The organism is Kitasatospora sp. NPDC056184 (genome assembly GCF_042268405.1).
Lineage (GTDB): Bacteria > Actinomycetota > Actinomycetes > Streptomycetales > Streptomycetaceae > Kitasatospora.
Map to the genome: position 1 here is coordinate 93966 of NZ_JBHJUI010000022.1, position 24805 is coordinate 118770.

Annotated in this window: 21 protein-coding genes and 2 pseudogenes; 16 read left to right on the forward strand and 7 right to left on the reverse strand. The window is 72.1% G+C overall.

All coding sequences use genetic code 11. From position 1 onward, the window contains the following. Positions 1–36 precede the first annotated feature (36 nt). The 5 genes from ACFC0B_RS32190 (at position 37) to ACFC0B_RS32210 (ending at position 5440) form a co-directional block, all read left to right on the forward strand. The gene (locus ACFC0B_RS32190; RefSeq protein ID WP_376093873.1) at positions 37–525 is read left to right on the forward strand and encodes an NUDIX domain-containing protein; all 489 of its coding nucleotides are present in this window, start codon (positions 37–39) and stop codon (positions 523–525) included. Further along, positions 522–2285, forward strand: a complete 1764-nt coding sequence (locus ACFC0B_RS32195; protein WP_376093876.1) for an NAD(P)-dependent oxidoreductase — start codon at positions 522–524, stop codon at positions 2283–2285. Before ACFC0B_RS32190 ends, ACFC0B_RS32195 begins: the two co-directional genes overlap by 4 nt. A 46-nt stretch (positions 2286–2331) precedes the next feature. Beyond that, positions 2332–4212, forward strand: coding sequence for a radical SAM protein (locus ACFC0B_RS32200; protein WP_376093879.1), 1881 nt, complete (start codon positions 2332–2334; stop codon positions 4210–4212). Between the two features lie 86 nt (positions 4213–4298). Continuing rightward, entirely contained in the window at positions 4299–4436 is a 138-nt protein-coding gene (locus ACFC0B_RS32205; protein WP_376093882.1) for a hypothetical protein, read from the forward strand. A gap of 95 nt (positions 4437–4531) precedes the next feature. Further along, positions 4532–5440 (forward strand): HEXXH motif-containing putative peptide modification protein, encoded by a 909-nt coding sequence (locus tag ACFC0B_RS32210; RefSeq protein WP_376093885.1) that lies wholly within the window; start codon positions 4532–4534, stop codon positions 5438–5440. A 131-nt stretch (positions 5441–5571) separates the two neighbouring features. Here ACFC0B_RS32210 and ACFC0B_RS32215 read toward each other — a convergent pair whose 3' ends face one another. Together ACFC0B_RS32215 and ACFC0B_RS32220 are read right to left on the reverse strand one after the other, a co-directional pair. Further along, positions 5572–6045: a hypothetical protein gene (locus ACFC0B_RS32215; RefSeq protein WP_376093888.1), complete on the reverse strand. Its 474-nt coding sequence runs from the start codon at positions 6043–6045 to the stop codon at positions 5572–5574. A gap of 17 nt (positions 6046–6062) precedes the next feature. Beyond that, positions 6063–7058 carry a hypothetical protein gene (locus ACFC0B_RS32220; protein WP_376093891.1) on the reverse strand — a complete coding sequence of 332 codons (996 nt, stop codon included), beginning with the start codon at positions 7056–7058 and terminating at the stop codon, positions 6063–6065. Positions 7059–7561: 503 nt separating this feature from the next. Between ACFC0B_RS32220 and ACFC0B_RS32225 the strand changes: the two are divergent. The 4 genes and pseudogenes from ACFC0B_RS32225 to ACFC0B_RS32240 form a co-directional block, all read left to right on the forward strand. Continuing rightward, positions 7562–8059, forward strand: a pseudogene (locus ACFC0B_RS32225) (ATP-binding protein); the annotation flags it as partial. Positions 8060–8202: 143 nt separating this feature from the next. Continuing rightward, positions 8203–9429 carry a DNA-processing protein DprA gene (dprA, locus tag ACFC0B_RS32230; RefSeq protein ID WP_376093894.1) on the forward strand — a complete coding sequence of 409 codons (1227 nt, stop codon included), beginning with the start codon at positions 8203–8205 and terminating at the stop codon, positions 9427–9429. A gap of 377 nt (positions 9430–9806) precedes the next feature. Further along, positions 9807–10712 carry an RNA polymerase sigma factor WhiG gene (gene whiG / locus ACFC0B_RS32235; RefSeq protein ID WP_376093967.1) on the forward strand — a complete coding sequence of 302 codons (906 nt, stop codon included), beginning with the start codon at positions 9807–9809 and terminating at the stop codon, positions 10710–10712. Between the two features lie 164 nt (positions 10713–10876). Continuing rightward, positions 10877–11449, forward strand: coding sequence for a TetR/AcrR family transcriptional regulator (locus ACFC0B_RS32240; protein WP_376093970.1), 573 nt, complete (start codon positions 10877–10879; stop codon positions 11447–11449). A gap of 166 nt (positions 11450–11615) precedes the next feature. Here the strand turns inward: ACFC0B_RS32240 and ACFC0B_RS32245 are convergent. Then, positions 11616–12308, reverse strand: a pseudogene (locus ACFC0B_RS32245) (peptidoglycan DD-metalloendopeptidase family protein); the annotation flags it as partial. Between the two features lie 516 nt (positions 12309–12824). On the opposite strand from ACFC0B_RS32245, the gene rpsB reads away from it, so the two are divergent. The 6 genes from rpsB to rlmN all read left to right on the forward strand — a co-directional run bounded on the left by rpsB (position 12825) and on the right by rlmN (position 18927). Further along, complete coding sequence (gene rpsB, locus ACFC0B_RS32250; RefSeq protein ID WP_376093897.1) at positions 12825–13709, forward strand: 30S ribosomal protein S2; 885 nt, start codon at positions 12825–12827, stop codon at positions 13707–13709. Between the two features lie 129 nt (positions 13710–13838). Then, positions 13839–14678 (forward strand): translation elongation factor Ts, encoded by an 840-nt coding sequence (gene tsf, locus ACFC0B_RS32255; RefSeq protein WP_376093900.1) that lies wholly within the window; start codon positions 13839–13841, stop codon positions 14676–14678. A 261-nt stretch (positions 14679–14939) separates the two neighbouring features. Next, positions 14940–15704, forward strand: a complete 765-nt coding sequence (gene pyrH / locus ACFC0B_RS32260; RefSeq protein WP_350568694.1) for a UMP kinase — start codon at positions 14940–14942, stop codon at positions 15702–15704. 96 nt (positions 15705–15800) lie between these two features. Then, positions 15801–16358 (forward strand): ribosome recycling factor, encoded by a 558-nt coding sequence (gene frr / locus ACFC0B_RS32265; RefSeq protein ID WP_350568693.1) that lies wholly within the window; start codon positions 15801–15803, stop codon positions 16356–16358. Then, on the forward strand, positions 16358–17749 hold the full coding sequence (locus ACFC0B_RS32270) for a phosphatidate cytidylyltransferase (protein ID WP_376093904.1): 1392 nt from the start codon (positions 16358–16360) through the stop codon (positions 17747–17749). Before frr ends, ACFC0B_RS32270 begins: the two co-directional genes overlap by 1 nt. A gap of 77 nt (positions 17750–17826) precedes the next feature. Then, positions 17827–18927 (forward strand): 23S rRNA (adenine(2503)-C(2))-methyltransferase RlmN, encoded by a 1101-nt coding sequence (gene rlmN, locus ACFC0B_RS32275; RefSeq protein WP_376093907.1) that lies wholly within the window; start codon positions 17827–17829, stop codon positions 18925–18927. 9 nt (positions 18928–18936) lie between these two features. On the opposite strand, the gene ACFC0B_RS32280 is transcribed toward rlmN, so the two are convergent. The 4 genes from ACFC0B_RS32280 to ACFC0B_RS32295 all read right to left on the reverse strand — a co-directional run bounded on the left by ACFC0B_RS32280 (position 18937) and on the right by ACFC0B_RS32295 (position 22930). Continuing rightward, entirely contained in the window at positions 18937–20088 is a 1152-nt protein-coding gene (locus tag ACFC0B_RS32280) for a hypothetical protein (RefSeq protein WP_376093910.1), read from the reverse strand. Positions 20089–20099: 11 nt separating this feature from the next. After that, entirely contained in the window at positions 20100–20855 is a 756-nt protein-coding gene (locus ACFC0B_RS32285) for an ABC transporter ATP-binding protein (RefSeq protein WP_376093913.1), read from the reverse strand. A gap of 210 nt (positions 20856–21065) precedes the next feature. Further along, positions 21066–22460 carry an aspartate aminotransferase family protein gene (locus tag ACFC0B_RS32290; protein ID WP_376093916.1) on the reverse strand — a complete coding sequence of 465 codons (1395 nt, stop codon included), beginning with the start codon at positions 22458–22460 and terminating at the stop codon, positions 21066–21068. Continuing rightward, the gene (locus ACFC0B_RS32295) at positions 22457–22930 is read right to left on the reverse strand and encodes an Lrp/AsnC family transcriptional regulator (RefSeq protein WP_030243538.1); all 474 of its coding nucleotides are present in this window, start codon (positions 22928–22930) and stop codon (positions 22457–22459) included. Before ACFC0B_RS32295 ends, ACFC0B_RS32290 begins: the two co-directional genes overlap by 4 nt. A gap of 253 nt (positions 22931–23183) precedes the next feature. Between ACFC0B_RS32295 and ACFC0B_RS32300 the strand changes: the two genes are divergently transcribed. Next, positions 23184–24677, forward strand: a complete 1494-nt coding sequence (locus ACFC0B_RS32300) for a gamma-aminobutyraldehyde dehydrogenase (protein ID WP_376093919.1) — start codon at positions 23184–23186, stop codon at positions 24675–24677. Positions 24678–24805 lie beyond the last annotated feature (128 nt).

Genomic DNA, 24805 nt, shown 5'->3' on the forward strand with positions numbered 1-24805 from the left:
TCTTCCCGTCCCAAGACCCCTGCCAGGAGGCACCAGTTGAGCGAACTGCCCAGCATCAGCGTGTCCGTGAAGGCCGCGATCGTCCACGACGGCAAGATCCTGCTGCTGTCCTATGACGACAGCGACGACGGAGGCTGCTTCCACTACAACCTGCCCGGCGGCAAGGCGATCGAGGGCGAGCCGCTGCGGGAAGCGGTCGTGCGCAAGGTCCTCCAGGAGACCGGCCTTACCGTCCGTACCGTGCGGGAGATGTTCGTCGTCGAGTACGTGCCCGGCCGTTTCGGCAAGAACCTCGGACCGCAGCACAAGACCCAGCACAACTTCCTCGCCGAGATCACCGACGGTCGCACCGAACCCCGCTTCTCCGACCCGCGCGACCCCGACCAGGTCGGCTTCGAATGGGTGCCGCTGGCCGAGCTCACCGGCCGAACCCTCATCCCGCAGGTGGCCCCCGCGATCCTCGACGGCCTCGCGGCCAACCGGGATGTACTCGTGGACCACGCCCAGGTCAGGTGGGACCGGTGAGGGCACCGACGATCCTCGTCGCCAAGGGCGCGTGCGACCCGGGCGCGCTGGTCCGTCGCATCAGCTCGCACGACGTCTACGAGTTCACCGACCTCACGGACGTGGTCGGGCCCGCGCGCCGCGCGGAGCTGATCGTCATCCGCTCCGGCACCCGCCTCGGCGCCGACCAGCTGGCCGCCCTGCCGAACCTGCGGCACGTGGTGCGGGCCGGCTCCGGCCTGGACGGCATCGACACCGTCCTCCTCGACGAGCGCGGGATCGGACTGCACCGCAACCCCGAGGCCTCCGCCCAGGCCGTCGCCGAGTGGTGCCTTGCGGCCCTGCTCTGCCTCGCTCGGCGCATCCCGCTCGGCGCCCAGGGCCTCGCGTCCGGTGACCACCTCAAGGCCGCCTGCACCGGGACGCCGTTGGCGTCGGCGAACGTCGCGATCTGGGGCGCCGGACCGGTCGGCCGAGCCGCGGCCGCCATCCTCGCCCCGTTCGTCGGCGAGATCGTCTTCGCCGCCAGGCCGAGCATCACCGACCTGCCGCAGATGCCCGCCGACGATCTGCCGGGCTGGGCGGACGTCCATATCGTCGCGCTTCCCGCCACCGCCGAGAACACCGCCCTGCTCGACTCCGCCTTCCTCCACGCGGCCGCCGGCCGGGCACCCCTGCTCGTCGTCGTCGGCCGCCTGGCCACCATCGACACCGAGGCCTGCCTTCAGGCGCTGACCGACGGGCACCTGTCCGGCTTGGCCGTCGACCCCGTCGAGACCGCCGACGCCCACCACTTCCGGACCGGGCCGAAGCCGCTGAACCTGCTGGCCACCCCCCACATCGGCGCCCAACGCCGGGACGTGCGCCGTCGGTTGGACGACTGGGTCACCGACACCGCCCGCGCCCTCCTTCTCCGCCCGGCGGCCGCCAGCGTGAACGAGCTGGTGGACGTGCGGGTTCGGGCCGCCGGCGAGGTCGCCTCGCAGCTCGCCGAGGAGTACCCCAGCTCGTCGGTGTGGATGACCGGTCCCGTCGCCTGCGGTTTCGCCCACGCCCGCAGCGACGTCGACCTGCGAGTCCTGTTCCCCGCCGGCCCCGTGCCGGTGCTGCAGTCCCGCATCGTCGACGGGGTGCGCGTCGATCTGGAAGCCCAGGCGATGGCCGAGGTGGACGAACTGCGCGGCCTGCTGGGGCAGTTCCACATCCTCGGCGACGACGTCGACCTGTTCCGCACCGCCCGGCGCCGCCTCGCGGCCCTGACAGTGCTTCGCACCGCCCGCGCTCCGCACCACGACGGACAACCGCTCCTCGATGAGGCCGAACGCGACGTCTACCGCCGTTGGGCGCTCGCCGACCGCATCCAGCATGCGATCAGCCTGGTCGAAGACCTCGACGGCCTGATGCAGGCCGGGCTCACAGACGCAGCCGATCTGGTCGCCCGACAGCTGCAGACCACCGTCCAGCAGGCCGAGAACACGGCCGCCGGCCACCCGCTGCTGGGCGACAAGTGGACACCCGTCCTCGCCGCAGGCGCGACACCCTCGCCGCCCACGGGGCCCCTCGACCAAGCCCTCCGCCAGGCCCGGGCCCGGCTGCTGGCCGCGCTCCTTGAGGTGTGGCCGGAGAGCGCCGAACCGCACGGCCCCGTGCCCTCGCACCGGCTGGAGCCGGGCTGGCTACCCCAGCGCTACAGCGACGGCTGGCGGATCAAGCGGGCCGACGCCACCATCCGCCTCACCCCCGGCCAACTGGCCGCGTGGCAGCAGGCGATCCACCCCTGACCGGGCCCGGCCGGACCCCTTCTTCCTCTTCTTCGGGAGGCACCCGTTGCACCCCACCACCGTGAACGAGCGGATAGCCCACCTGTACCGGACGCTGGAGACATCCGAGGACGACGCTGTCTCAGTGATCCTCAAGGTCCGCGGCGAGACCTGCGACATCGACTGCCTGCACTGCTACGAGAAGCGCAAGGAAGCCCCCGGCGGACGGGTCATCACCTCCGATCAGGTCCACCTCCTCCCCGAGGCGTTCGGTGGCAGGCCGCTCGCCGTCGAACTCCACGGCGGGGAACCGCTCACCGCCGGCAAGGAACACATCGCCGACCTGTTGCAGGCCCTCGCCGCGATGCCGCAGGTCAAGCGGGTGTCCCTGCAGACCAACGGCGTCGCCCTCGATGCCGAATGGTGTGAACTCTTCGACGCCCACTACCCAGGGCTCGAGATCGGGATCTCCCTGGACGGAGACGCCAAGGGCAACCGGTGGCGCGTCGGCTACGACGGCGAACCCACCTACCCGGCCGTCCTCAAGGCCCTCGGACTGCTGGCCGAGCGCGGACGCCGCTGCGGGATCATCACCACCGTCACCCCCGCCGTCCTGAACCGCGCGGCCGAAGTCCTGGACCACCTGGCCGCGTTCGACGCCGTCACCTCGGTCAGCTTCGTGCCGTGCTTCGACACCGCGATCACCCGCCCCACCGCCCACCCCGGCCGGCGCCGACCGGCCAGCCGGACCCTGCAGCGGGCCGCGCTCGACGCACCCGGCGGACCCGCGTGGGCGATCACCCCTGACCAGTACGCCGACTTCGTCCTCGCCGCCACCGCCCACTGGATCACCAGCGGCCTCTTCCGCCGCATCAAGCTCTCCCCGGCCGTGCCCACTATCCGCCGCCTGCGCGGCCTCGGCGTGTCGTTCTGCCACTTCTCCGACATGAAGTGCGACCACGTCTTCACCCTCTACCCCGACGGCCGACTCGGCAGCTGCGACGAACTCCCCTGGCCACAGGCCCAGCTCACCGTCCTGGAACCCGGCACCAGCCCGGCCGACATCACCACCCCACAGCGCACCTCCAACCTCCTCGGCCAAGGCCGCGGCCTCATGACCGGCTGCCTGACCTGCGACTACCGCACCACCTGCGGCGGCGGCTGCATCGCCACCCGTTGGCGCATGAACCTCGCCGGCCAGCACGAGGAGTACTGCGACCACCGGATGCGGCTCATCGACGGCACCGCCGCCCTCCTCGCCGCCCCCGAACACCCCGAAGGCGCCCAGTGCCGCACCGCACACTGGCGTCCCACCCCCGTCAACCGGATGCGCGACGTCGAGGACTTCCTGGCCACCTGGGACAACCCGGCCGCCGCACGCAATCCGGCCCGGCTCGTGACCAGCGCTTTCGGCAACATCAACACCGCCGGCCTGCCCGGCACCCAGGTGGCCGACGACCTCGACCCCACCCACCCCCAGTGGGACGACGCGATCGAACCCGGCATCAAACCCCTCGTCGAACACATCACCTCTCGCCGCAACCTCGTCACCTACGACAGCTGCGAAGGCCACCAGTACGACGATCCGGCACGTAAGAACCAGACCCGCGAGGTCGGCATCCTCCCGCGCACCAGCGCCGAGTACACCGCCACCGCGGCCGCCCTGTGCCGGGCAGCCCGGCGGTGCGAGAGCGCCATGCCGTCCACCGTCCGCCTCCTGGTCGCCCGCAACAACCTGACCTGCGAGAACACCGGCCGCACCCACCCGGTCCTCGACCTGCGGCTGCTGCCCGCCACCGGCCAGGCGGACACCGCCTACTTCGCCGCCCTCGACCAGGCCACCGCACTCCTGGTCGCCGCTCTCAAAGCTGAAGCCCCCGACACCGAAACCGGCTGCGGCTGCCCGGCCCCGGCAGGCGTCCTCCCCGAGCCTCTTCCGGCGGCATGAGCCCGCCGGCGCGGGCGAGAGGCCCGCCGCACCCGGGCCGAACACCCAGCACATCCCCAACCGACCCGTACGGAAAGGAACCCACGATGAGCGACAGCTGGGCCAAGGACTTCCTCGACGTGGTGGAGGAGCTCCGCGAGGACGACGGCTCTGTCCGCTTCACCATGCACTCCTCCCGCGAGGGCGCCGACGACTGGCCGACCGAGCCGACCGTCCACGCCTGACGGTGAAACCGCGGGTGCCCGGTGGGACGGGCACCCGCCGGGGCCAGGGCCCACCCCGCCCTGGCCCCACCCGACCCCGCGTCAAGGAGACCGCGATGGACCTCAGCACCGTCTTCCACCTGCCCGCGATCCACGACCATCACCAGGCCAAGACCCAGCGCATCCACCATGCCCTCAGCCAAGGCACGGGCCGCACCGTCGCCGCGCCGACCCAGAGCACGGCCGCCGCGTACGCGCTCGCCCACCACGTCCTCGAAGGAGCCGAACTTGCCGCCCGTAATGGAGACCAGGACTCGTTCACCTGGTACGCCGAGCACCCCGACGCCGGTGCTGACCGCTTCACCGGGGCCGGCGGCCCGCTGACGGTCGAGCCCGGCGCGCAGGCATTGCTCACCTCGGCCATCTCCGACACCCCGTACTACGTCCTCGGCCCCGCCTCCCAGGCCGCCCCCGAGCACCTGCCCAAGCTCACTCTCGATGCTGCCAGCGTCGCCGCCGACCACGGCTTCGGCGACCTGATCGCCGGCCACGCCCCCGTCGTCGTCCTCCTCGACGGCAAGCCCCTCGGCAGCCCCCTGCGGAGCTGGACCATCAGCCGGATGCCCGGCACCGTCGTCCTCGACTACGTCCCCGACAACCCCGTCATGGTCGGCCGCGACCTCGTCCACGAAGCCGGCCACAACTGGCTCAACGACGCGCTCACCGCCACCAGGTGCGAGATCGACAACACCCAGACCTTCTACTCCCCGTGGAAGAAGACCCACCGCCCCGCGTACGGGTTCATCCACGGCTGCTGGTCGTTCTCCCTCGTCTCCCTGTACGTCGCGGCCGTGCTGCCCACCACCAGCGGCGAGACCTACACCTTCCTCGCCGCCTACCTCGACCGGCAGCGCAACCAGCTCCGCACAGTGCAGCCCGACCACGAGACCGCCCTGAAGACCGTCGCCGACAGCACCCTCCGTACCAAGCTCCGGGCCGTCTACCGGCACGCTCTCGCGTTGTGACGGCGAGTCCACAGCAGCGGCACTCCTCGGGCCGGCGGCCGCAGCCCGCCTCATGCTGATGATGGCCACGCAAGGAGGACCAGGGCCACCGGAATGAAACCCGGTGGCCCTGGTCCTCCCTTGCGTGGCCATCACCCAAGCGTCGGCGGCTCCGGTGCTGCCTGGTCGGCGTCCGTGTCGTTGCCCCAAAGCAGCTGTCCGAGGAAGTACATGCAGGTCATCCCGGCGAAGCAGAACATGCCCCAGCCAAGAGCGAGCACGATGACGTTGCCATCGGACCCGCGATCAAGGCTGTACATGATCCCGTGCAGTGCGATGTACGCGCCGAACATCCATGCGTTGAGCGCAACCTTCGGCGGCCGACGGCGCCCGTCCGGGCCGGTCGGCCGGGACCTCCATGCCAACAGCGGCAGCAAAGCCACTCCGGTGACGAACACCCCGTAGCACGCGGCGAAGAAGGCGCTGTCAATGATCCGGTTGCCCATCGCGAATCCGACCGCCGCAGTAATCGCGAGGTAGCAGATGGCGGCCAGCCCGAGCCCAGCGACAGCAGGTTGCCGGCCTCGGTGCCTTGGGCTCGTCGGGTCGCTCTGAACTTTTGCCATGCCCTCCCCTTCCCCGGTCATTCGACACCGTGCCGTTGCCGCCTGAAGGCGAGCACAGCCAGCTTGGCGGTCTCCCCTCTGAGCTCAGGGTGGGAGTCCAACTGGTCCAGCATCCGTCTCACCAGCGGCTCATCCATGTGTGCCACAAGCGCCGACAGGAACGCACTGACCAGCGCATCAGCCCGCGGCGACCGCTTCATCGCTATGAGGAAGTCTGCGGCATTGGATGGATCGAGCTTCCGCGCTGCAGCCCGCAGCAGGCCCTCAAATCCCACACGATCGCTGCGGTCGTCCAGGAATTCCAGCACTTGAACGATGTTGTCGAAGAGCCCGCCGTGAACCACGACCGCCTGCATCACTGCGTCCACGGAGTCCCTGCCGCGCCACGTCTCTGGCGGCACGCGATACACCTCAGTCAGGAGGTCGGCGAGAGTATCGAACCCGCGCGCTGCTTCGACGCCGAGGAAGTACAGCGAGCGCATCGCATCGTCCGGATGAGTGGCCATCAACGCGGCCACCAACGGGACGCTCTCACTTGGGCCACGTTCAGCCGCTTGCGCGAACATCTCGTGTGCCCTGTCATCGTGGCCCTCGGCAAACAGCTCGTTGATGATCCACGCCAGATGCTCTGGCGACGAGTGGCGGCTCGGACCAGCCGAGGCCGAATCCCCTGGGCCAGGGGCAAGGGTGGTCACTGCCCTCTGCCACAAGCTGTGGACTCGCAAGACCTCCTGGTCGATGTCCTTGCTACGGACAATGCTCCAGGTGAGGTACTGGCGAACGAGAGCTTCGAGCTTGAGCCACTGCGTCGGGACCACCTCACCTCGGAGGATCTTGCTGATGCCCTCGTGGCTGATCGTGTCGTTGAGGTCGTCTCGGGCCTTGATAGCCGTACTGGTCTTCTGCAGGCCCGGCCAGCCGGCTTCCTCATGGAGCACATGTACCGCGTGCAGTAGGTCACGGTGCGGACCAGCAGGCAACTGATCGGGACTTGGCATCGGGACACGCGCCATGGCTCTCCCCTGTTGATGGCACTTGAGACTTGTTGAGACTAGTCCGCAGTGTCGTCAACTTCACTCAGTTCAAGTCCACTTGTGCCGACCCTCTCTGCTGGTGGCCAGACGCTTTATCTCGCGGGGCTGCGTAGCTCCCGCAGTGATGGACTGGTAGATGCACCTATGGGGAGGGCTCAGTGGCAAGGTCAGACAGGCGCGTTCGGGTCCGCAGGCTCGGCAGGGCGGCCTTGTATGCGTTCGTCCGAGGCGGTGCGGGAGCCGCCGGTAGCGCCGCGATCGCGGGAGTCCTCTGGCTCCTGCACAACCGCTAGAGCCACGCCGGCCTATCGAAGATCTGGCTGGTGGCTGTACCTGACTTCGGCAGAGATCGCGCTGAGTGACCGAAGGACAGTAAGGAGGGCCTGCGCCAACGGCTGGCGCGGGCCCTCCGATGGCGACGGCAGGCAGAAGGGGGTGAGTGTCGGACCGGACAAACGGACAGGATGAACGACCCCCATAACCTGGCCGCCAACCCGTGCCCGTGCGGGCGCCACTCGCGGCGGGGCGAGGGCTGCGAGTGCACGCCCGCCATGGTCAGCCGCTACCAGGGCAGGCTCTCCGGGCCGCTGCTCGACCGGGTTGACCTCCAGGTCCAGGTCGCCCCGGTGACCAGGGCCGAGCTGATGCAGCGCGACACCTCGGCGGAGACCACCGAGGTCGTCGCGGCCCGGGTGCTGTCGGCCCGCGAACGCGCGGCGGCCCGGCTGACCGGCACACCGTGGCGGACCAACGCCGAGGTCCCCGGCCACGAGCTGCGCACCCGGTGGCAGCTGGCGCCGGGCGCGCTGAACGACGCCGCACGCCAGCTCGAACGGGGCCTGCTGACCGCCCGCGGTCTGGACCGGGTGCTGCGGGTCGCCTGGACGGTCTCCGACCTGGCCGGCCGGGACCGCCCGGAGCAGCGCGACGTCCGGACGGCCCTCGTCCTGCGCACCGGCGTCGAGCAGGGGCTCCCGCTGACGGAGCGCTTCTTCGACCGGCCGGACGGGGCCGGTGACGGGGCCGAGCCCCGCGCGGCGCGGTCCCGGCCCGCCCGTCGGACCGCCGGTCCGCGCCCCGCGCCCGAACCCGAACCGAAGCCCGAACCCGAGGAGGCCGCCCCGTGAGCCGCACCGCGAACGACCTCACCCACGGTCAGCCCGTCGCACCGGGGACCGCCCCTCGGCCCGGGGCGCCGCCCGAGCCCGGGCCTGCACCCCAGCCGCAGCCCGAACCCGAGCGCCTCGCCCGCGCGGTGCTCAGCCGGCTCGGCGAACCCGGGGACGCCGCGCTCGGCCGCTGGCTCGCCGACTCCCACGCCCTCGACGTGGTCCGGGCGATCCGGGACGGCACGGCCCCCGGCCGACCGGGACCGGACGGTGCCCGGCTGGCGGCCTACCGGGCCCGGCTGCCCGGTCTCGACCCGGCCGCCGATCTGGAACGGGTGCGGGCGGCCGGCGGTCGCTTCATCATTCCGGGCGACACGGAGTGGCCGAGCCAGCTGGACGACCTCGACGAGAGCCGGCCCACCGGCCTCTGGGTGGTCGGCACCGGATCGCTGCGGCTGCTCGCGCTGCGTTCGGTCGCGGTGGTGGGCGCCCGCGCCTGCACGGCGTACGGCGCGCACGTCGCCGGGGACCTCGCCGCCCAGCTCGCCGAACGCGGCTGGGTGGTCGTCTCCGGCGGGGCCTACGGCATCGACGCGGCCGCCCACCGGGGCGCACTGGCGGTCGGCGCCCCGACGGTCGCCGTCCTCGCCTGCGGGGTGGATGTCGCCTACCCGAGGGGCAACACCGGGCTGATCCGCCGGATCGGCGAGCAGGGGCTGCTGCTGAGCGAACTCCCGCCGGGGGAGCACCCGACCAGGTTCCGGTTCGTGCTGCGCAACCGGGTGATCGCGGCGCTGACCCGCGGCACCGTGGTGGTCGAGGCGGCGCTGCGCAGCGGGGCGCTCAGCACCGCCCGACGCGCCCGCGACCTCAACCGGCACACCATGGGCGTGCCCGGCCCGGTGACCTCGGAGCTGTCCGCCGGGGTGCACGCCCTGATCCGCAGCGGCGCCGCCACCGTGGTCACCGACGCGGCCGAGGTCGGCGAGCTGATCGGTGCGATCGGCGACGACCTCGCACCGCAGCGCAGTGGGCCGGTGCTGCCCAGGGACCTCCTGGAGCCGGCGGCGGCCCGGGTCCTGGAAGCGGTGCCCGCCACCCCGGACGGCGCGCCGGTGGAGCGGCTGGCCCGGCAGTCCGGGCTCCCGCCGGACGAGGTGCTCCAGAGGCTCTACGAGCTGGGATCGCTCGGCCACGTCGAACGGCACGGCGCGCACTGGCGTCTGGTGCGCAGGAGGTGACGGCGGCCGCGGAGGGCCGACGGCGCGGGACGGCCACCCGGACGAGTGGGAGGGAGAACGGGGATTGACGGACCGGGGGCGGAAGGGCGTAGGCCGGGGCCCGGCATCCGGTTTGTCCGTCCCGGGTACCCCGGGGCGGTGACACGAACGCCACCGGATCGGGGGACGACCGGGTGGTGGTAGCACTGCGCAGTGAGTCGGTCACGCTACGCTCGCCATGCCTTCCCTATCAGCACATGACTCGGCAGAACGGCGCAGACCAACGTATGCCCACACACATTCCCGGACACCGAGTGACCGGTGGCGCCCGGTCCTCGGGAGGGCCGCGCACCGAGCGGCGCACCGTGACCGAGATCCCGCCCAAGGCCGCGGGCGGGATGGGGGCCCTCGCACGGCAGGGCGGCCGGCCGGCGCACCCGGGGGCTCACGACGACCGGCCGGACGCGCCCGGCGCGTCCGCCGACACGGCCGCCCCCGCGCCGGCCGAGGCGCCGGGCCCTCGCCGGGAGGCGGCCGGCCGGGAGCGCACGGCGCTCGAGGAGCTCTGGCGCGCCTACAAGGAGACGGCCGACCAGCGGCTGCGGGAGCAGCTGATCCTGCACTACTCACCACTCGTCAAGTACGTGGCCGGCCGGGTCGGGGTCGGCCTGCCCTCCAACGTCGAGCAGGCCGACTTCGTCTCCTCCGGGGTCTTCGGGCTGATCGACGCGATCGAGAAGTTCGACATCGAACGCGCGATCAAGTTCGAGACGTACGCCATCAGCCGGATCCGCGGCGCGATCATCGACGAGCTGAGGGCGCTGGACTGGATCCCGCGCTCGGTGCGGCAGAAGGCGAAGGCCGTCGAGCGGACGTACGCGACGCTGGAGGCCCGGCTGCGGCGGACGCCGAACGAGCCCGAGGTGGCGGCCGAGATGGGCATCGCCATCGAGGACCTGCACGCCATCTTCAGCCAGCTCTCGCTCGCCAACGTGGTAGCGCTCGACGAGCTGCTGCACCCCGTCGGCGAGGGCGGCGACCGGCTCAGCCTGATGGACACCCTGGAGGACCACGGCGCCGACGACCCGGTCGAGGTGGCCGAGGACCGGGAGCTGCGCCGACTGCTGGCGCAGGCCGTGAACACCCTCCCCGAGCGGGAGAAGACCGTGGTCACGCTCTACTACTACGAGGGCCTGACCCTCGCCGAGATCGGCCAGGTGCTCGGGGTGACGGAGAGCCGGGTCAGCCAGATCCACACCAAGTCGGTCCTCCAGCTGCGCGCCAAGCTGTCGGACATCCGGTAGCGGCCGGGCGGTGCGGGACCCCTGCGGGGGTGCGCCGCGCACACCCGGCCCGCGCCCCGCGCCCCGGTACGCAACCCTCCGCATCGCGGCGGCGCGCGGCACCGTACCGCCGGGATGTAGGGCTCCGTACAGTGGAGTGCGTGCCGAAGATCCGAGCGGCCAGTGTGGCCGAGCACCGTCAGATGCAGCGGGCAGCCCTCCTCGACGCTGCCCGCAGTCTCCTCACCGAGGGAGGCATGGAAGCCCTGACCTTCCCCGCGCTCGCGGCGCGCACGGGGCTCGCGCGGTCCTCGGTGTACGAGTACTTCCGCTCGCGGGCGGCCGTGGTCGAGGCGCTCTGCGAGACCGACTTCCCGCTCTGGGCCGCCGAGATCGAGGCCGGGATGGCGAGCGGGGACACCGCGGCCGAGCGGATCGAGGCCTACGTCCGGGGCCAGCTCGCGCTGGCCGCCGACCCGCGCCACCGGGCGGTCGCCGCGATCTCCGCGCTGGAGCTGGACGACGCGGCCCGCGAGCGCATCCGGGCGGCGCACGGGACGCTGGTCGGGCTGGTGGTCCAGGCCCTGGAGGACCTCGGCCACGAACAGCCCCGGCTGGCCGCCGCGCTGCTCCAGGGCATCGTCGAGGCGGCCGTCCGGCAGTCCGAGCAACGGGCGGCGGGGGGTCGGGCCGAGAGCCCCGAGGTGATCGCGGACGCCGCCGTCGCCCTCGCGCTGCACGGTCTCGGCCCGAGCTGATCGGCCGCGCCGGGGCCGGAGGGAGCGGGCCCTGGGACAGCGGGTCCCGGGGGAGCGGGTCCGTGAGCGGCAGCAGCCGGGCCCGGCCGGCGCCGAACAGGGCCGGCGGATCGAGGTAGCGCCGCCCGCGCAGCAGCCCCCAGTGCAGGCAGACGCCCTCGGCGCAGTGGCCGGTCCCGTCGGCGAGCCGTCCGATCACCCGGCCCGCCGCCACCGCGGTGCCCACCGGGACGGTGCCGGTCACCGGCAGATAGGTGGTCCGCAGCGGGGGCGCCGGGGGAGTGTCCGCCGTCGGGTGGGTGACGGTGACCACCGGCCGTCCGGCCACCGGCCCGGCGAACGTCACCACCCCGGGAGCCGCGGCCCGGACCTCGGCGCCGGGGACGGCGGCCAGGTCGACACCCCGGTGCCCGGCACCCCACGGCCGCGCCGGTGCCTCGAAGCGGCGGACCACGGCGCCCGGCCCTCCGCCCGGACCGTCCACCGGCCACGCCCGCCCGCCGCCGGCACCACCGCCCGCGCCACCGTCCCCGGCGTCCCCGCCGTCGGCGCGCACGGCGCCGCCCGCCGCGGGCCCGAGTGCCCCGGCCCACCCGGCGGGCAGCAGCGCGACCAGCACCGCCAGGACGACCACCAGGACCCGCCGTCCGGACGGAGACCGGTCCAGTGGCCGACACATCGACCGGCCCAGAGACCGGCCCAGAGACCGGCCCAGGGACCGGTCCAGTGGCCGACACATCGACCGGCCCAGGGAGCGGCCCAGAGGCCGACCCGGCGACCGGAACGACGAACAGCACGACGACCGTCGGCCCCCACACGACCCCCCGGGGCCGCCCGCAACCCGAGCAGCAGCACTCATGCCGCCGAGGCTCCCCGGCCCGCGCCGACCCGGCCACCCCCGCCCCGGTTCCTGTGGACAACCGGCCCCTGTGGACCACGGCCGTCCCTCCAACGGGTGTACCCCTCAGGGTTTACGGGGGCCCGACAGGGCCGCCCGAGCGCCCCGGACCAGCCCTGTCCCCGCCCGCCCGCCCGCCGCGGAGTCGCCCCGCGCTCGGCGCTTCCCGTACACTTCACACGCGACCCGGTCCGCCGGGTCGACTTCGCACGCCCCGCCACCGGTGGACGGAAGCGGCCTCGCCGCCACCTCCGCCAGGTGCGAGTGCCGCTCGGTCCGCCGAGCCCGGCCGGTCCCAGGACCACCGGGCCGAAGCGGCTCGGCACGTTCGGGGCGTCAGGCGTGGCTGTCACCTGGCCGCCACGGACAAACCGAGCCTGACCCGGCCGTTCGCACGAGCCGAGCGGGGAGCGCCACCGCGCGCCGACCGCGACGCCGCTGCGCCGGAGCCGGGCGTAACACCTGAGGAGCACGGCCATGGCCGTCGTCACGATGCGGGAGCTGCTGGAGAGCGGCGTCCACTTCGGTCACCAGACCCGCCGCTGGAACCCGAAGATGAAGCGCTTCATCATCACCGAGCGCAACGGCATCTACATCATCGACCTCCTGCAGTCGCTGAACTACATCGACCGCGCCTTCGAGTTCATCAAGGAGACCGTTGCCCACGGCGGCAGCGTCCTCTTCGTCGGCACGAAGAAGCAGGCCCAGGAGGCCATCGCCGAGCAGGCCACCCGCGTGGGCATGCCCTACGTGAACCAGCGCTGGCTCGGCGGCATGCTGACCAACTTCTCGACCGTCTACAAGCGCCTGCAGCGCCTCAAGGAGCTCGGCGAGCTGGACTTCTCGGACGTGGCCGGCTCCGGCCTCACCAAGAAGGAGCTCCTGGTCCTCCAGCGCGAGCACGACAAGCTGGAGAAGACCCTCGGCGGTATCCGCGACATGCAGCGCGTTCCCAGCGCCGTCTGGATCGTGGACACCAAGAAGGAGCACATCGCGGTCGGCGAGGCCCGGAAGCTCAACATCCCGGTCGTCGCCATCCTCGACACCAACTGCGACCCCGACGAGGTCGACTACAAGATCCCGGGCAACGACGACGCGATCCGCTCCGTCACCCTGCTGACCCGTGTGATCGCCGACGCCGTCGCTGAGGGCCTCAAGGCCCGCGCGGGTGTCGCCAAGGGCGACGTCAAGGCCGAGCCGGGCGCCGACCAGCCGCTGGCCGACTGGGAGAAGGACCTCCTGGAGGGCGAGAAGAAGGCCGCCGAGGCTCCCGCTGCCGAGGCTCCCGCCGCGGAGGCCCCCGCCGACGAGGCTCCGGCTGCCGAGGCTCCGGCCACCGAGGCGCCGGCCGAGCAGGCCTGACGTACCAAGGGTGAGGGGCACCCACCGGTACGACACCGGTCGGTGCCCCTCTCTCCCGTGCCTGGGCCGAACCACCGGCCCCGGCGCTACCCCACGCAGACACGCGAGACGCGAGAAGAGATTCACACCATGGCGAACTTCACCGCCGCGGACGTCAAGAAGCTCCGTGAGCTCACCGGCGCCGGCATGATGGACTGCAAGAAGGCCCTGGACGAGGCCGAGGGCAACGTCGAGAAGGCCGTCGAGCTCCTTCGCATCAAGGGCCAGAAGGGCGTTGCCAAGCGCGAGGGCCGCGACGCCTCCAACGGTGCCGTCGCCGCGCTCATCGCCGAGGACAAGAAGTCCGGCGTCCTGGTCGAGCTGAACTGCGAGACCGACTTCGTCGCCAAGGGTGACAACTTCGTCAAGGTCGCCGACGCCATCGCCGCCCACGTGGCCAAGACGGCCCCGGCCGACCTGGACGCCGCCCTCGCCTCCGAGATCGAGGCCGGCAAGACCGTCCAGCAGTTCGTCGACGAGGCCAACGCGACCCTGGGCGAGAAGATCGTCTTCCGTCGCTTCGCGCAGTTCGACGGCGACGGCTTCGTCGCGGTCTACCTGCACAAGACCAGCCCCGACCTGCCGCCGGCCGTCGGCGTCCTGGTCGAGCTGGACAAGGAGAACGCCGAGGTCGCCAAGGACGTCGCGCAGCACATCGCCGCCTTCGCCCCGAAGTACCTGTCCCGCGAGGACATCCCGGCCGCCGACCTCGAGAACGAGCGCCGCGTCGCCGAGGCCACCGCTCGCGAGGAGGGCAAGCCGGAGGCCGCCCTGCCGAAGATCGTCGAGGGCCGCGTCACCGGCTTCGTGAAGGAGCACTCCGTCCTGGAGCAGGCCTTCGCGAAGGACAACAAGAAGACCGTCGCCAAGGTGCTCGAGGAGAACGGCGTCGCCCTCAAGCGCTTCGCCCGCTTCCGCGTCGGCGCCTGAGCCACGTTCCATCCGGGCTTCCGGCCGTAGGCTGGAAACCGCCCCCGCCCGCTGACCAGGGCGGCAGGGAACGCGCCGTACGGGCTCACCCAGCGCCATCCGTCCATGGGCGAGCCGCGTCGGCAGCATGAACGACGAGGAGGCCATTGCCGTGCAGGACACCGAACCGGTTCCCGCGGCAGTGGCCTCCTCTCGTGTACGCGCAGGCCGGGGATCCGCACGTCCGCGCCTGTGAACCAGTAGGTGTAGAAGGAGAAGTCCATGCAGGAGACGCAGGAGACCGCGCAGGACACCCACGACGGCACGCGCCGCCGGGTGCTGCTGAAGCTGTCCGGTGAGGCCTTCGCCGGCGGCGGCGGGCTCGGCGTCGATCCGGACGTCGTGCACGCGATCGCCCGCGAGATCGCCACGGTCGTCCGCGCGGGCACCGAGGTCGCCGTGGTGATCGGCGGCGGCAACTTCTTCCGCGGCGCCGAACTCCAGGTCCGCGGCATGGACCGGGCCCGCTCGGACTACATGGGCATGCTCGGCACGGTCATGAACTGCCTCGCGCTCCAGGACTTCCTGGTCAAGGAGGGCATCGAGACCCGGGTCCAGACCGCCATCACGATGGGCCAGGTCGCCGAGCCGTACCTGCCGCTGCGCGCCGTCCGGCACCTGGAGAAGGGCCGCGTGGTGATCTTCGGCGCCGGTATGGGCATGCCCTACTTCTCCACCGACACCACCGCCGTGCAGCGGGCCCTGGAGATCCACGCCGACATCCTGCTGATGGGCAAGAACGGTGTGGACGGCGTCTACGACGCCGACCCCCGGACCAACCCGGACGCGGTCAAGTTCGACGCGCTGGAGTACTCCGAGGTCATCGCGCGCGACCTCAAGGTCGCCGACCTCACCGCGATCACGCTGTGCAAGGACAACAACCTCCCGATGCTGGTCTTCGAGCTGCTTGCGGAGGGCAATATCGCGCGGGCGGTGAAGAGTGAGAAGATCGGCACACTCATCAGCCAGGATTCTGTCCGGGCCTGAGCAGCAACCAGCCGCACCGGACGGCGCCGCCGCCGCGAGGCCCCGGCGCCGACACCGGTCGGGACAACAGCAGATGAACCGGACAGGGAGATCACAGTGATCGAAGAGACCCTCCTCGACGCCGAGGAGAAGATGGAGAAGGCCGTCGCCCACGCGAAGGACGACTTCGCCGCCATCCGCACCGGCCGTGCGCACCCGGCGATGTTCGCCAAGATCGTCGCGGAGTACTACGGCGCCGTGACGCCGATCAACCAGCTGGCCTCCTTCTCCGTGCCGGAGCCCCGGATGGCGGTCGTCTCGCCGTTCGACAAGACCGCGCTGAAGGCCATCGAGCAGGCGATCCGCGACTCCGACCTGGGCGTCAACCCGTCGAACGACGGCTCCATCATCCGGGTCGTGCTCCCCGAGCTCACCGAGGAGCGCCGCCGGGAGTTCATCAAGATCGCCCGCGGCAAGGGCGAGGACGCCAAGGTCTCGATCCGCGCCGTGCGCCGCAAGGCCAAGGACGCCATCGACAAGCTGGTGAAGGACGGCGAGGTCGGCGAGGACGACGGCCGCCGCGCCGAGAAGGAGCTCGACGACACCACGGCCAAGTACGTGGCCTCCGTCGACGAGCTGCTGAAGCACAAGGAAGCCGAGCTGCTCGAGGTCTGATGAACGACGCCCCTGACGCCCCTGGCTACTGGGGCTCGTCCGACCAGCAGTACCAGCCGTACCGGCCGTACCCGCCTGCGCAGGGACCCGCCGCTCCTGCGCAGGCCGGCGGCATACCCGGCCACCCGGCGCAGCCGCCGGGCCGGCCCGCGCCGTACGGGTCGTACGGCGCGAACGACCCCGGCCACCGAACGGGTCACTCCCAGCAGCCTCCGGTGTACTGGGACCCGGACGCGGAGGAGACTCAGGTCATGCCTCCCGTACCGGCCGACCCGGGCCCGCAGCCCGCGCCCCCGCCCGGGGCCGACCCCGCCGAGGGGCCGGCCCGGGAGGCGGGTCGGCTGAGCGGACCGCTGTTCCGCGACGAGCAGCCCGGAGCGCCGGAGCCGGGCGCGTCGGAGACGGTCGTGCTGCGCGCGATCACCGACGCCGCCCCGCCCGCCCGCGCGGGCGGGCCGTACCCCGGCGCGCCGGGTGGACCGGCGGCGGGGCAGCCCTTCCTCGTGCCGTCGTCCCACCCAGGGCAGGAGACACCCGTGGCCCAGGCCGATCCGCAGCCTCAGCCTCCGCAGCGCAAACAGCGCGGTGGTCGCAACCTCCAGGCCGCGATAGGCGTGGGCGTCGGTCTCGGCGCGGTGATCGTCGCCTCGCTGTTCGTCGTCAAGGCGCTGTTCCTGGTCGTGGTGATCGCGGCGGTGTCGGTCGGGGTCTGGGAGCTGACCAGCCGGCTGGCCGAGCGCAAGGAGATCAAGGCGCCGCTGGTCCCGCTGGTCGCGGGCGGCATCGCGATGGTCGCCACGGGCTACTGGTCGGGGATCCAGTGGGCGGCGGCGTCGCTCGCGCTCACCGGGCTCGCGGTGATGGTGTGGCGGATGGCCGAGCCTCCCGAGAACTACCTGCGGGACATAACGGCGGGCATCTTCACCGCCTTCTACGTCCCGTTCCTCGCCACCTTCGTGGCGATGATGCTGGCGGCCGACGACGGTCCGCAGCGGATCGTGCTCTTCCTGATCGTCACGGTGTGCAGCGACACCGGGGCGTACGCGGTGGGCTACAAGTTCGGCAGGACCAAGCTGGCGCCGACCATCAGCCCGGGCAAGACCCGCGAGGGCCTGGCCGGCGGCATCGGCCTGTCGATGCTGGCGGGCGCGCTGCTGATGGAGCTGATCATCGACGGCGGCAGCTGGTGGCAGGGCCTGATCCTGGGCGGCTGCGCGGCGGTCACCGCGACCCTGGGCGACCTGGGCGAGTCGATGATCAAGCGCGACCTGGGCATCAAGGACATGGGCACGCTGCTGCCCGGCCACGGCGGCATCATGGACCGGCTGGACTCGCTGCTGCCGACCGCTCCGGTGGTCTGGCTGCTGCTGGCGGCCTTCGTCGGCAGCTGAGCCGCCCCACCCCGCGGACAGGGGCCCCGGACGCACGGCGTCCGGGGCCTCCGCGCGTCTGCGACACTGGACGGACCATGCCTAAGCCCGGAGAACTCACCTTTGTCGCGCCGCGCGGCGCCAAGCCCCCGCGACACCTCGCCGACCTGAGCCCCGCCGAGCGCAAGGAGGCCGTCGCCGAGCTGGGCGAGCAGCCGTTCCGCGCCAAGCAGCTCTCCAACCACTACTTCGGCCGGATGTCCAACGACCCGGCGAGCTGGACGGACATCCCCGCCGCCAGCCGGGAGAAGCTCACCGGGAGCCTGCTGCCCGAGCTGATGTCGGTGGTGCGGCACGTGTCCTGCGACGACGACGCCACCCGCAAGACGCTGTGGAAGCTGTTCGACGGCACGCTCGTCGAGTCGGTGCTGATGCGCTACCCGGACCGGGTCACCATGTGCATCAGCTCGCAGGCCGGATGCGGCATGAACTGCCCGTTCTGCGCCACCGGCCAGGCGGGGCTGACCCGCAACCTGTCCACCGGCGAGATCGTCGAGCAGATCGCCGCCGGAATGCGCTCGCTGAAGGCCGGCGAGATCCCGGGCGGCGAGGCCCGGCTCTCCAACGTGGTCTTCATGGGCATGGGCGAGCCGCTGGCCAACTACAACCGGGTGCTGGCCGCGATCCGCCGGCTGACCGACCCGGCGCCGGACGGCTTCGGCCTCTCCCAGCGCGGCATCACCGTCTCCACCGTCGGCCTGGTCCCGGCGATGAACCGGTTCGCGGACGAGGGCCTCAGCTGCCGGCTGGCCCTGTCGCTGCACGCGCCGGACGACGAGCTGCGCGACGAGCTGGTGCCGGTCAACACCCGCTGGAAGGTCGCCGAGGTGCTGGACGCGGCGTGGAACTACGCCGAGAAGTCCGGCCGCCGGATCTCCATCGAGTACGCGCTGATCAAGGACATCAACGACCAGGCGTGGCGGGCCGACCTGCTCGGCCGGCTGATCAAGAACCACCGGGTGCACGTCAACCTGATCCCGCTGAACCCCACCCCGGGCTCCAAGTGGACGGCCTCCCGGCCCGAGGACGAGCGCGAGTTCGTCCGTCGGCTCCAGTCGCACGGGGTGCCGACCACGGTCCGCGACACCCGCGGCCAGGAGATCGACGGCGCCTGCGGCCAGCTCGCGGCGGCCGGCTGACCGGACGGGTCAGCGCAGGCCGGCGGCGGCCAGTGCGGCGGTCGCCCCGCCGGTGACCAGCAGGACGGTGCCGGCCATCAGGGTCCGCAGCACGACGGCGCCGAACAGCAGCCGGGGCGCCGCGCCGAGCCGCAGCAGCGCCTCGGCGACGCCCCGGCGGGCGGTGCGCAGCTCGGCCAGCCGGACGGCCACCGCACCCGCCGCGCAGCCCAGGACCAGGGCGGCCTCGATCGCGGGCAGCACATCGGCGCTGCCGGGCTCGCCGAGCCAGTAGCGGACGGTGGTGAGCACCACCGCGACCGCCAGGGCGAGCACGGCCAGCGGTGCCCCGAGCCGACGGGCCTGCGCGGTGAGGCCGCGCCCGGCGAGCAGTCGCAGCGGGGTCGGACGGCCGAGCGCCAGCAGCCGGCCGGCCAGGCCGAGCAGCGGGCCGGTGAGCAGGGCGAGGCCGAGGGCGGAGGCGGCCCAGCCGCCGAGCGCCGCGGTGCTGGTGGTGCCGAGCCCGGCCGGCAGGTGGATCGGGCGGCCGTCGACCGCGGCGCCCGGGCGCAGCGCGATGAGTTCCAGGGCGAGGCCGATGACGGCGAGGCCGATCGGCAGGGCCAGCCGCCACGGGCCGAAGCCGGTCGGCTCGGGCCGGGGCCGGCCGGGCAGCGTCTCGGCGTGCGGGACGGCCCCGGCCGCGGCGAGGCCTGCGGTGAGCGGGACGAGCGCGAGCAGGGCGACCGGGGCGGCGGCCGGGAGGGCCACGCCCATGCCGAGTTCGTCGGCGAGCGCGGGGCCGGCGATGTCGTTGCGCAGGACCAGGAAGAGCAGCAGGGTGAGGCCGGCGCCGGTGCCACAGGCGAGCGCGACCTCGCCGGCGATCAGGGCGCGGATCCGGCCGGCCCCGGCTCCGGCGGTGGTGAGGCCGGTGATCCGCTCGGCCCGCCGGGCGGGCAGGGCGCGGGCGGCGACCGCGGCGAACCAGGCGACCGCGGCGAGCGGCGGCAGGCACCAGAGCAGTCGGACGAGCGCGTCGGAGCCGGCCACCGGATCGCTCATCGCCCGGCCGAGGGCGCGCAGCAGGAAGGCGGCGACGACGGCGCCGGCCAGGGCGGTCAGCAGCCAGCGGCCGAGGTCGAGGGCCCGGTAGCCGCGGGCCAGGCGGAGGTAGAACACGTCGGACCCCCTCAGCGGCCGGCGGCCGGGACGACGGCGGCCCCGGCGGTGCCGGGGGCGGTGGTGCCGCGCGGCACGGGCGTGACGGGGCCGGTGAGGCGTCCGTCGACGAGGGAGACGGCGCGGTCCGCGTACCGGACGAGCTCGGGGTCGTGGGTGGCCAGCACGAGGGTGAGCTGGTGGGAGCGGGCCGCGCTGGTCAGTATCCGCAGGACCTGCTCGGCGGTCTCGCGGTGCAGCGGCGCGGTGGGGTCGTCGGCGAAGACGACCGGGGGGAGCGGGGCGAGGGCCCGGGCGACGGCGATCCGCTGGCGCTGGCTCTGCACCAGCCGGTCGGGCCGGACCTTGGCGATCTCGCCGATGTCCAGGCGCTCCAGCCACTCGTCGGCGGCGGTGTGGGCGGCCTTGCCGCCGGCGCCGGCCAGCAGCAGTGGCAGGGCGACGTTCTCCCGGGCCGTCAGTTCGGGCACCAGGTGCGGCTCGGAGCCGACGAAGCCGAAGCGGTCGCGGCGCAGCCGTTCCCGGCCGGCCCGGCCGAGGGTGTGGACGGGGGCGCTGTTGAACCAGACCTCGCCCTCGTCGACGGGGAGCAGGGCGGAGAGGCAGCCGAGCAGGGTGCTCTTGCCGGAGCCGCGCGGGCCGGTGACGGCGAGCACCTCGCCCTCCCGGACCCCGAGCGAGACGCCGCGCAGAGCGGGGGTGCCGTGATGGGACTTGACGATCCCCCGGGCCCACAGCACGTCGTTGTCAGGAGGGGCCGCTGCCATGAGGTTCCGTCCTGGGGGCCGCAGGGATATGACAGTCGTCAGATTAGAACGATCGGGCCTGGGCGCGGGCGCGGCACACTGCTCCATCCGGGGCAAATCACCAGGAATCAGGCGTGTTTGATCCGAAGAGCGGTCCGGAGGAACGCCGCAGGGCGGCCCCGCCGAAGCGGGACCGCCCTGCGGCGGAGGGTGGGGAAGAAAGTCCGGGAATCAGAGCTTCGCCCACGCGTCGGTGAGGCTGGTCCGCAGGATCTGCTCGATCTCGTCGAACGTCGACTGGTCGGAGATCAGCGGCGGGGCCAGCTGGACGACCGGGTCGCCACGGTCGTCGGCGCGGCAGTACAGGCCGTTGTCGAAGAGGGCCTTCGACAGGAAGCCGTAGAGGACGCGCTCGACCTCGTCGTCGTTGAACGACTCCTTGGTGACCTTGTCCTTCACGAGCTCGATGCCGTAGAAGTACCCGTTGCCGCGGACGTCGCCGACGATCGGCAGGTCGCGCAGCTTGCTCAGGGTGCCCAGGAACGCGGCCTCGTTGTCGAGCACGTGCTGGTTCAGGCCCTCGCGCTCGAAGATGTCGAGGTTGGCCAGCGCCACCGCGGAGGAGACCGGGTGGCCACCGAAGGTGTAGCCGTGCAGGAAGGTGTTGTCGCCCTTGTAGAACGGCTCGGCGATGCGGTCCGAGATGATCGTGGCGCCGATCGGGGAGTAGCCCGAGGTCATGCCCTTGGCGCAGGTGATCATGTCGGGCTGGTAGCCGAACTTGTCGGCGCCGAACATGGTGCCCAGGCGGCCGAAGGCGCAGATGACCTCGTCCGAGACCAGCAGCACGTCGTGGCGGTCGCAGATCTCGCGCAGGCGCTGGAAGTACCCGGGCGGCGGCGGGAAGCAGCCACCGGCGTTCTGGACCGGCTCGACGAAGACGGCGGCGACGGTCTCGGCGCCCTCGTTGAGGATGGCCACCTCGATCTCGTCGGCGCACCAGCGGCCGTAGGCCTCGGGGTCGACCGTGCCGTCGGGGCCGGCGAGGAAGGCCGGGGCGCGGTAGATGTTGGTGTTCGGCGCCTTGTGGGTGCCCGGCACCAGCGGCTCGAACGGGGCCTTCAGGCCCGGCAGGCCGGTGATGGACAGGGCGCCCTGCGGGGTGCCGTGGTAGGCAACGGCGCGCGAGATGACCTTGTACTTGGTCGGCTTGCCGGTCAGCTTGAAGTACTGCTTGGCGAGCTTCCAGGCGGTCTCGACGGCCTCGCCGCCACCGGTGGAGAAGAAGACCTTGTTCAGGTCGCCCGGGGCGTAGTTGGCCAGACGCTCGGCCAGCTCGACGGCCTTCGGGTGGGCGTAGCTCCACACCGGGAAGAAGGCGAGCTCCTTGGCCTGCTTGGCGGCGGCCTCGGCGAGCTCCTCGCGGCCATGGCCGGCCTGGACGACGAACAGGCCGGCGAGGCCGTCGAGGTACTTGCGCCCCTTGTCGTCCCAGACGTAGGTGCCCTCGCCCCTGACGATCGTCGGCACGGGAGAGTTCTCGTACGACGACATGCGGGTGAAGTGCATCCACAGGTGGTCGTAGGCGGTCTTGGAAAGGTCCTTCTGCGCCGGGTCGGCTGTCATCGGGTGCCCCAGGTGTAGGTCTGTTTCCGGAGCTTCAGGTAAACGAAGCTCTCGGTGCTCCGCACGCCGGGAAGCGCGCGGATGCGCTTGTTGATCAGTTCGAGCAGGTGCTCGTCGTCCTCGCAGACCAGTTCGGCCAGGAGGTCGAACGAGCCCGCGGTGCAGACGACGTAGTCGACCTCGTCGAGGGCGGCCAGCGCGTCGGCGACGGGTTCGATGTCGCCCTCGACCCGGATTCCGACCATCGCCTGGCGGGTGAAGCCGACGGTGAGCGGGTCCGTGACGGCGACGATCTGCATCACGCCCTGGTCGAGCAGCTTCTGGACGCGCTGCCGCACGGCAGCCTCGGACAGGCCGACGGCCTTGCCGATGGCGGCGTACGGGCGGCGCCCGTCCTCCTGGAGCTGCTCGATGATCGCCTTGGAGGCGGCGTCGAGGGGAACGCTGGCGTTCCGGTCGCGGTTGGCCACGCCGCCACTGTGCCCGATCGATCCGGCGTTCGCAAGCGCGGGATCTGCTGATTTCGTCGCGATCTTGAAAAACGGGTGCGGATTTCATCGTCTGCGCGCCGTTGGCCTGTCGATACCGGCAGTCGTCGGGCTACCCTGGCTGCGGTACGCGCGCGGCCCCGCAGCGCTGCGTGCATTCCGCCAATCCAGTGGACCGCGGCGCTTGCGGCGCGGCCACTCGGCGCCCTTCGTCGGCCGGACCGGCCGACGTACCATGGCGCCGGAATCTGCAACGCCGCAGGCCGAGACCGAGGAGAGACCCGTGAGCGACCTTCGCACGCTGCGCAACTACATCAACGGTGAGTTCGTCGATGCGGCCGACGGCCGTACGCTCGACATCGTCGACCCCACCACCGGCGAGGTCTACGCGACGTCCCCGCTGTCCGGCGCCTCCGACGTCGACGCCGCCATGGCCGCCGCCGCGGCCGCGTTCCCGATCTGGCGCGACACCACCCCGAGCACCCGGCAGAAGGTGCTGCTCAAGGTCGCCGACGCGGTCGAGGCCCGCGCCGACGAGCTGGTGGACGCCGAGTGTCGCAACACCGGCAAGCCGCGGGCGCTGACCCTCTCCGAGGAGATCGGCCCGATGGTCGACCAGATCCGGTTCTTCGCCGGTGCCGCCCGCCTGCTGGAGGGCAAGGCCGCCGGTGAGTACATGGACGGCATGACCTCGATCGTCCGCCGCGAGCCGGTCGGCGTCTGCGCCCAGGTCGCGCCGTGGAACTACCCGATGATGATGGCGGTCTGGAAGTTCGCCCCGGCCATCGCCGCCGGCAACACCGTGGTGCTGAAGCCCTCGGACACCACCCCGGCCTCCACCGTGCTGCTGGCCGAGATCATCGGCGGCGTGCTGGGCGATCTGGAGCTGCCGGCCGGCGTCTTCAACGTGATCTGCGGCGACCGCGAGACCGGCCGTCTGATGGTCGAGCACAGGACTCCGGCGATGGCCTCCATCACCGGTTCGGTGCGCGCCGGCATCCAGGTCGCCGAGTCCGCCTCCAAGGACGTCAAGCGCGTCCACCTTGAGCTGGGCGGCAAGGCCCCGGTCGTCGTCTTCGAGGACGCCGACATCGCCGAGGCCGTCGAGGGCATCTCGGTGGCGGGCTTCTTCAACGCCGGCCAGGACTGCACCGCCGCCACCCGCGTGCTGGTGCACGAGTCGATCCACGACGCCTTCGTCGAGGCGCTGGCCAAGGCCGCCGCCGAGACCAAGACCGGCGGCGTGGACGACGAGGACGTGCTGTACGGCCCGCTGAACAACGTCAACCAGCTGAAGCAGGTCTCCGGCTTCATCGAGCGCCTGCCGGAGCACGCCAAGGTCGAGGCCGGCGGCCACCGGGTCGGTGACAAGGGCTTCTTCTACGCCCCGACCGTCGTCTCCGGTCTGCGGCAGGACGACGAGATCATCCAGAACGAGGTCTTCGGCCCGGTCATCACCGTGCAGAAGTTCTCCGACGAGGAGCAGGCCGTCGGCTACGCCAACGGCGTGGAGTTCGCGCTGGCCTCCTCGGTGTGGACCAAGGACCACGCCCGCGCCATGCGGATGTCGCGCCGCCTGGACTTCGGCTGCGTCTGGATCAACACCCACATCCCGCTGGTCGCCGAGATGCCGCACGGCGGCTTCAAGAAGTCGGGCTACGGCAAGGACCTCTCGTCCTACGGCTTCGAGGACTACACCCGGGTGAAGCACGTCATGACCGCGATCTGAGCGGGTCATGGCCATCAGGTGCCGTATGACCGCGATCTGATCCGGTCGGATCACGGGCCCGGGTCCTCGCGACCCGGGCCCGGTGTCTTTGCACCCTGTCGGCGGTCGGTGCGACCGGCTGACAGGAT